The 7,258-nt window shown below is 42.8% G+C and carries 8 protein-coding genes and 1 pseudogene; 6 read left to right on the forward strand and 3 right to left on the reverse strand.

Features of this window, described 5'->3' with window-relative positions; all coding sequences use genetic code 11:
* On the forward strand, positions 1–473 hold a 473-nt coding region (locus tag B4H32_RS00040), incomplete at its 5' end, for an AIM24 family protein (protein WP_286798958.1).
* A gap of 58 nt (positions 474–531) precedes the next feature.
* On the forward strand, positions 532–1,113 hold the full coding sequence (locus B4H32_RS00045) for a TerD family protein (RefSeq protein WP_004757817.1): 582 nt from the start codon (positions 532–534) through the stop codon (positions 1,111–1,113).
* 60 nt (positions 1,114–1,173) lie between these two features.
* On the opposite strand, the pseudogene B4H32_RS00050 reads toward B4H32_RS00045, so the two are convergent.
* Both B4H32_RS00050 and B4H32_RS00055 read right to left on the reverse strand, forming a co-directional pair.
* Positions 1,174–1,269: pseudogene (locus B4H32_RS00050) on the reverse strand (acyl-CoA thioesterase); the annotation flags it as partial.
* Complete coding sequence (locus B4H32_RS00055) at positions 1,266–2,426, reverse strand: iron-containing alcohol dehydrogenase (protein ID WP_286798959.1); 1,161 nt, start codon at positions 2,424–2,426, stop codon at positions 1,266–1,268. The pseudogene B4H32_RS00050 and the gene B4H32_RS00055, both read right to left, overlap by 4 nt.
* 181 nt (positions 2,427–2,607) lie before the next feature.
* On the opposite strand from B4H32_RS00055, the gene B4H32_RS00060 reads away from it, so the two are divergent.
* From B4H32_RS00060 to B4H32_RS00075, 4 genes are read left to right on the forward strand one after another with little or no spacing between them, the layout of a single operon-like run.
* The gene (locus tag B4H32_RS00060) at positions 2,608–3,123 is read left to right on the forward strand and encodes a low molecular weight protein-tyrosine-phosphatase (RefSeq protein WP_004682396.1); all 516 of its coding nucleotides are present in this window, start codon (positions 2,608–2,610) and stop codon (positions 3,121–3,123) included.
* Between the two features lie 11 nt (positions 3,124–3,134).
* A complete protein-coding gene (gene murB, locus B4H32_RS00065) occupies positions 3,135–4,169 on the forward strand; it encodes a UDP-N-acetylmuramate dehydrogenase (protein WP_262450627.1) in 1,035 nt (344 codons plus the stop codon).
* A gap of 8 nt (positions 4,170–4,177) precedes the next feature.
* Positions 4,178–5,308: a YdcF family protein gene (locus tag B4H32_RS00070; RefSeq protein ID WP_262574129.1), complete on the forward strand. Its 1,131-nt coding sequence runs from the start codon at positions 4,178–4,180 to the stop codon at positions 5,306–5,308.
* Positions 5,308–6,336, forward strand: coding sequence for an alpha/beta hydrolase (locus B4H32_RS00075; RefSeq protein WP_004777228.1), 1,029 nt, complete (start codon positions 5,308–5,310; stop codon positions 6,334–6,336). Before B4H32_RS00070 ends, B4H32_RS00075 begins: the two co-directional genes overlap by 1 nt.
* A gap of 27 nt (positions 6,337–6,363) precedes the next feature.
* Here B4H32_RS00075 and B4H32_RS00080 read toward each other — a convergent pair.
* The coding region (locus B4H32_RS00080; protein ID WP_286798975.1) for an FMN-binding glutamate synthase family protein at positions 6,364–7,258 on the reverse strand (895 nt) is incomplete at its 5' end.

The following is a 7,258-nucleotide window of genomic DNA, read 5'->3' on the forward strand; positions in this document are numbered from 1 at the left end:
TGGATGGTGATATGCAGATTCTTGATGTTGGCGCAACACAATATATTTTAAGTGATGGGGCATTTGTAGCAGCACATGATTCCGTAGAAATCAAGGCACGTTTAAACAGCAGTATTGGCGGTGCTTTTTTTGGAAATACAGGCGGATTTCTGGTCATGGAAACCAGTGGGCAGGGACAGGTGGTAGTTGCGGGTTGCGGTACATTGTTTGAACTGGAAGTGGAACCAAATAAAGAGGTTGTGATTGATAATGGTCATGTGGTGTGCTGGGACTCACGCTTAAACTATAACTTATCTGTTTCAACCTCACAAAGTAGTGGTTTGTTGGGAAACCTGATGAATAGCGTCATGAGTGGCGAGGGTATGGTGTTACGTTTTTCAGGTAAGGGTAAAGTCATTATCTGTTCACGTAATCGTCAGAACTTTCTGGCATGGTTACAAAGTAAGTTAGGTCCATCACGTTCAGGTCAGTAATTTTTTATAATGAATGATAAATCATTGAAAACGTTTATTTCACAAAGAGGAGAAAACAATGGCGATTAATCTGGAAAAAGGTCAGAAAATTAATCTTGAAAAAGCGGATGGAAGCAGCTTACAACAAATTTTTCTGGGTGTAGGCTGGGATGTTGCCAAAAGCAAGGGTTTATTTGGCTTTGGTGGCAGCAGTGGAGATATTGATTTAGACGCGTCCGTCATTCTGTTTGATGAAAATAAACAGGTTGTAGATGTGGTTTATTTTGGGCAATTACGCAGTAAAGATGGCAGTATTGTACACTCAGGTGATAACCTGACTGGTGCAGGCGATGGTGATGATGAAGTGATTCGGGTGAATTTGAATCAAGTTCCAAGTCATGTCAAGTCATTAGCATTTACTGTAAGTAGCTTCCGTGGGCAGACTTTTGAAAAAGTGGAAAACGCATTCTGCCGTTTGGTTGATCAAAGCAGTAATCAGGTGATCGCAAGTTATAAACTATCTTCACAAGGCGCACATACTGGTCTGATTATTGCCAAAATTTACCGCCATAATGGCGCATGGAAAATGCATGCTATTGGTGAAAATGTGAATGGACGTACCTTTCAGGAAATTGTTCCTCATGTGTTACCGTACGTTTAATAATTAAGCAACCCACTTTTCCGAGTCATAATCTGGAAAAGTGGGTTTGATTTATGCCATATTGACATGGCCGTAAATGTCATTATCCGCCCATCGGGTCTGAATTGGAAAAAAGAATTTAAACTGTTCGCGTGTTTTTAAATTGGGTTTACTCATGCATAAATCGCCTGATAAATTTGTAAAGCATCTTGTTCGGTCATTTCTCTTGGATTGTTCTGCAACAGTCGGGTTTGCAGCATGGCATCCTTTGCCAATTGCGGTAATTTTGCCTCGGCAATATCCAATTCCTTGAGTTTCAGGGTAAGACCACTTTGATCCAGATGGTTTTGCATGTGGTCAATAAATAAATCACACAGGCCATCGGTACAGCCTGTACTGCGAGGGTCTAATAGCTGCATTAAATCTGCATAGTGTTGTTTTGCTTTTGGTGCATTGAATTTTTGCACTTCAACCAACACCAGTGCATTGCTATGCCCATGTGACAGATGGAAATGCCCACCGAGTGGATAGGCCAAGGCATGAACCGCACCCACAGGCGCATTGGCAAAAGCCTGACCTGCCAACATTGAACCGACCAGCATATTTTGCCGTGCTTCCAGATCAGCGCCATTTTTTAACACCTTGGCAAGGTTATGGTTAAGCAGTTGCAAGGCATTTTTCGCCAGCATATCGGCATAAAAATTCTTCTTGATATTGGAGGTATAGGCCTCAATCGCATGTACCATCGCATCAATAGCTGTCGCGGCAGTAATATATGCAGGTAAACCCTGGGTGAACGTTGCATCTAGGATGGCAACATCGGCATAAAGGATAGGAGAGACCACACCCATCTTGGTGGTTGCACCAGTGGTGACAATCGAAATTGGCGTGACTTCTGAACCCGTTCCAGCCGTTGTTGGAATCAGAATAAGCGGTAAGCGGGGAGCCTTGGCCTGATTAACCCCATAAATCTCACTGAGGTTTTGTTTTTGTTCAGGATGAGCAAGTAGGGCAATGATTTTGGCTACATCCATGGAACTACCGCCGCCAAAACCGATGATGACATCAATTTTTTCCTGTTTGGCGAAATCAACCGCTTCTAAAACAATATGTTCAGGTGGGTCGGCCTGAATATCAGAATAAATGATAGTCTCAAGACTGAGCTGATCCAGAATGTCTAGAATGGGTAAATGAAGCTGGTGCTGAATCATGCCTGCATCAGTGACCAGAAGCACTTTTTTATAATCATGTTGTGACAAGATGGTTTTAAGTTCTTGTATTGAGCCTAAACCCGCAATAATGTTGGGAACGGTCTGGAACTGAAACTGGTTCATACATACATCCTTATTTCTATCTTTTGATAAATCATTGTCCATACCTGACCTATGTCGCAATCCTAGAAAAAATGCCAACAAATTCTAATAAATACAACATTTTTATATAAGGCAACTATAGGTTTCAGTGCACAAATAAATTACCATAAGATGCTCTAAAAAGTGTAGTTTTGAGGTGATTATGCCATCCCCAACGCCCTATAAGGTGTTATGTGTCTGTTTAGGAAATATATGCCGTTCACCCACAGCGGAAGCAATTCTCAGACATTATTGTGATGTGCATGGTTTAAATGTATGGGTCGATTCGGCAGGGACCAGCAATTATCACCCAAACAAGGCACCTGATGCGCGAAGCCAAAAACATGCGCTACAGCGTGGTTATGATTTATCGGGCTTACGTGCCAGACAAATTCGTCTTGAGGATTTTATTGAATTTGACCTGATTCTTGCAATGGACTATGAGAATTTTGATGATATTCAGTCACTTCTGTCGAAAGCGCTACGCCAGTTTGGTGCTGAACAGATTCGTGCCAAAATTGCATTGATGAGTGAGCATGATCCTCATTTTAACCAGCAGGCGGTTCCTGATCCTTACTATGGTGAGGCAGATGGTTTTGATCGGGTTCTGGATCAATGCGAATCAAGCAGTCAGGCATGGATCAACATTCTTAAAAAGCAAATGCAGGCAGGGCAATAGGATTTTTCAACATGCATGTACAACAGCAGGTTCAACTCAAAAGTTTAAACACGCTCAATTTAAATGCCACTGTTTCGCATTATGCCCAGATCAATCATCCTGATGATGTGGTTAAGGCATTGGCATTTGCTGAACAGCAGCAGCTTAATGTCATGATTTTATCGGGTGGAAGCAACCTGTTATTACCACAGCATATTCAGGCATTGGCAATTCATTTAAATATTCAGGGCATTGAAGTTGTTGCTCAGGATGACCAAACCATTACAGTTAAAGTAGGTGCGGGGCAGGTCTGGCATGATTTTGTTTTATACAGCACCCAGCAGAACTGGTTCGGTCTGCAAAATCTGGCCCTAATCCCAGGTTTGGTTGGAGCATCACCTGTACAGAATATTGGTGCCTATGGTGTTGAGGTGTGCGAGTTTATTGAGTCGATACAGGTGTATGACCGTGAACTGAAATGCTTTGACTCCATTTTAGCTCAGGATTGTCATTTTGCTTACCGTCATAGTATTTTTAAAGACTTTCCTGATCGTTACATCATCATTAGTGTAACCTTTAAGCTGTTAAAACATGCCAGTTTAAAACTGAGTTATGGTGATTTAAAGCAGGCGGTTGGAGATGAACAAACGGCTGAGAACCTGCAAAATCAGGTGATACAGATTCGTCAAAGTAAATTGCCTGATCCCAGAGCGTTTCCGAATGTGGGCAGTTTCTTTAAAAATCCCGTTCTAACTCAGGCTGAATTTGAAAAACTTTCTCAACACTTTCCCAACATTCCGCATTATCCCCAAGCCAACGACAATGTTAAGGTGGCGGCTGGATGGTTAATTGATCAGGCGGGCTGGAAAGGTAAACAATTAGGCTGTGTCGGCATGTTTCATAAACAGGCACTGGTTTTGGTCAATTATGCCGATGCAACGCTGGAAGATGTGAAAAACACCTATAGTGCTGTACAAAATGATGTAAAACAAAAGTTTACTATTCAGCTTGAACCTGAACCTGTGTTATATAGTGAGCAAGGTTTGATTCAACCCCATACTGCATAAGGAGCGATATGGCGCAAGTACATTGGATGGTCAGTTTAGTGCGGATAGCCACCATACTATTTGTGCTATTGGGCTGCTTTGTGCTTTTTTTATATTCTCCGTTCTACTCACAGCTTGTGGTGAAAGGGCTAAATTATTTTGTACCTGTTGATGTCAATGAGGTGGCCGCTGAAAGCCAGAAAGCAGCGGCTTTAAGTGAGCATGAGAATCTGGAACCTGGTTCCAACTTATGGATTGCGCGTCAGGCCTATTTAAAGCTGATGGAAAAAACCTTTGAGTCTGAAAAACCTGAAGATTTAAGCTTGATACAGGCACGCTATAAATTGCTGCAACAAACCATTATTGATGAACAGGAAAAGGAAGAGCAAAAAGAGAAGAAAAACAACATTCCATTGCTAAGCCAAAAAGCAGAGCAGGATCAGGACAGTTCAGCAGTTGTGATCAGTTCTCCAATAGATTTCTTACAAGGCAATACACCTGATAATCAGGCGCTCATGGGCAAGTATCTGGCATTTTTAGAAACTTATCCTGTTGCATTGCCTGTGAATGAGGATGAAAAGGATGAGACCAATAAAGACCTGCTTGAGCTGAAAAAAAATAAAGATGATGGTTTCGAGCCTAAAAATACCTCACAGCCTTATGCAATTGTGGTGCTCGGTGGAGGGTTAACCCTTGCTGAAAATGGTAAAGATATTGTGGTGAACAACTACACACGCTTACGTCTGGAAAAGACCTTGAGTGTGGAAAAAAAGTATAACTTGCCGATTGTGTTAAGTGGTGTGGAAGCACCTTATATGCAGGCATGGTTAAAGAAGCGTGGGATTGAGGCAAAGCTGCTTGAGAATAGAAGCATGAATACCTGTGAGAATTCCAGATTCAGTTCTTTGCTTCTGCAAAAGAAAGGTGGAGCACCGACGGTGATCCTGATTACTGATGAATATCATATGCCACGGACACGCCGTTTATTTGCCTTGAATGGTATAGAAACCGTTCCTGTGTTTGCACCCATGCCAACCAGCTTGACCCGTTGGCGCCCTAGCCAACAAAATTATGACCATAGTCGCCGTGCCAATTATGAAATGCTGGCTACGGTTCGTGATATGTTATTTGGCTCTAGTGATTGTCGGGAGATACCATAATGTCCAATATTCCTTTTTTAAATCCGACAATACTCAAACAACTGGATTTACCTGTTCCGAATCGTGAAACCACACCACAGGTTTTGGAACCACTGGATTTATCAACCACAACTGAACCCTCTAAACCTTTACAGGCCTATCGTAAGCTTTATGGCTTACACTTGCTTGACTGTGAGCATTGGCAGGGTTATGTAGAAATGCCATTGTTCCGTTTGCATGTGCAGGTATTTCAGCCAAGACAACAAAAAATTCAGGGGACAGTCTGCCTGCTGCATGGCTATTTGGAACATAGTGGAATCTATCAGCCGATTATCCAGGAAATCCTGGATCAGGGATTTAGTGTGATTACCTATGATCTTCCTGGGCACGGTTTAAGTAATGGTTCAGCTGCCAGTATCCAGAACTTTGATCATTACCAACATGTTCTACATGCAGTATATGACGCGGTCCGTGGAGCTAAACAGTTGCCTAGACCGTGGCTGGGCATTGGCCAAAGTACAGGTGGTGCAATCTGGATGCATCATTTACTGGAGTTTGCAGAACGCCGTGAAGATCCAATTGTTGATCGGGTTCTGTTGCTGTCACCACTGATTCGTCCCGCTAAAACCGCCTGGTGGCACAACTCAGTTGGTTTGGGTATTATTCGGCGAATTAAAACCCAAGTGCCACGACATTTTCGCCGTAATAATCATAACCCAGAATTTTTGCGTTTTGTACGCTTAAAAGACCCATTACAACCGCGTATGATGGGTATGGACTGGATTCTGGCCATGTCGAAATGGATGCTGGAAATGGAACAGCGTCCAGCCTGTCGTATTCCTGTGTGGTTAGCGCAAGGCGCACTCGATCAAACAGTCGATTGGCGCTATAACATTGAATATATTCGCCGTAAATTTAGGTTGCAGACTTTATTGATGCTGGAAGAAGGATCACATCAATTGATCAATGAACGTGCTGATATACGTGCTGCACTGACAGGTTTGATTCCTGCTTTTTTACATGCGAAGCCAAATCACCACTATTATTAGTGGTGATTTGTTATTTAAATTCTTCTGTTAAAACCGATCCGCATCTGCCAGTTTCCACATCCGATAATAAAAGTTTTCATCATCATCCAAATTATTTTGCAGTAATTCATTTTCCTTGAGGAAAAAATGAATCTGGGCATAATTTTTAATTTCACGATCATTCAAACGCTGCGCCAAATGATGCGCCTTAATATCTGAGGGATGACGTAAACCCGCGGCGGCGATCATTTCAGAAAGCGCATGCAGTGTATTTTTATGAAAATTAAAAACACGTTCCGCCTTGCTGGGTACATCAATGGCTTTTTGTCGGTCTTTATCCTGTGTGGCAACTCCAACAGGGCATTGATTGGTATGGCAACTTTGTGCCTGAATACAACCTACAGCGAACATAAATCCCCGTGCGGAATTGACCCAATCCGCGCCAAGTGCAAATGTACTGGCAATGTCAAACGCGCTGATAATCTTTCCACTGGCGCCGATCTTGACCTGACCGCGTAATCCTGCACCCACCAAAGTGTTATGGACAAAACGTAAACCCTCTCGTAAAGGAGTACCAATGTAGTCACTAAATTCAATTGGTGCAGCGCCCGTTCCACCTTCAGAACCATCCACCACCACAAAGTCAGGAATGATCCCAGTTGCGAGCATAGCCTTGACAATACTCATAAATTGCCAGGGCTGCCCAATACACAGTTTAAAGCCAACAGGTTTGCCACCAGACAGGTCCCTCAGTTTTTGAATGAAATGCATCATTTCAATGGGAGTGTTAAAGCTTGGGTGACGAGAGGGAGAAATACAGTCGTGGTCTCTGGAAACGCCACGGATACGGGCAATCTCCTCAGAGATTTTATGTTTGGGTAAAATGCCACCATGACCTGGTTTGGCACCCTGTGAAAGCTTAAGCTCGATCATTTTAATGTTT

It is taken from the genome of Acinetobacter sp. UBA2063 (assembly GCF_002333245.1).
Lineage (GTDB): Bacteria > Pseudomonadota > Gammaproteobacteria > Pseudomonadales > Moraxellaceae > Acinetobacter > Acinetobacter parvus.

What these genes read in the sequence shown, in the direction of transcription:
- B4H32_RS00045 (WP_004757817.1), top strand. Translation starts at nt 532, where the DNA reads ATGGCGATTAATCTGGAAAAAGGTCAGAAAATTAATCTTGAAAAAGCG.
- B4H32_RS00055 (WP_286798959.1), bottom strand. Translation starts at nt 2,426, where the DNA reads ATGAACCAGTTTCAGTTCCAGACCGTTCCCAACATTATTGCGGGTTTA.
- B4H32_RS00060 (WP_004682396.1), top strand. Translation starts at nt 2,608, where the DNA reads ATGCCATCCCCAACGCCCTATAAGGTGTTATGTGTCTGTTTAGGAAAT.
- murB (WP_262450627.1), top strand. Translation starts at nt 3,135, where the DNA reads ATGCATGTACAACAGCAGGTTCAACTCAAAAGTTTAAACACGCTCAAT.
- B4H32_RS00070 (WP_262574129.1), top strand. Translation starts at nt 4,178, where the DNA reads ATGGCGCAAGTACATTGGATGGTCAGTTTAGTGCGGATAGCCACCATA.
- B4H32_RS00075 (WP_004777228.1), top strand. Translation starts at nt 5,308, where the DNA reads ATGTCCAATATTCCTTTTTTAAATCCGACAATACTCAAACAACTGGAT.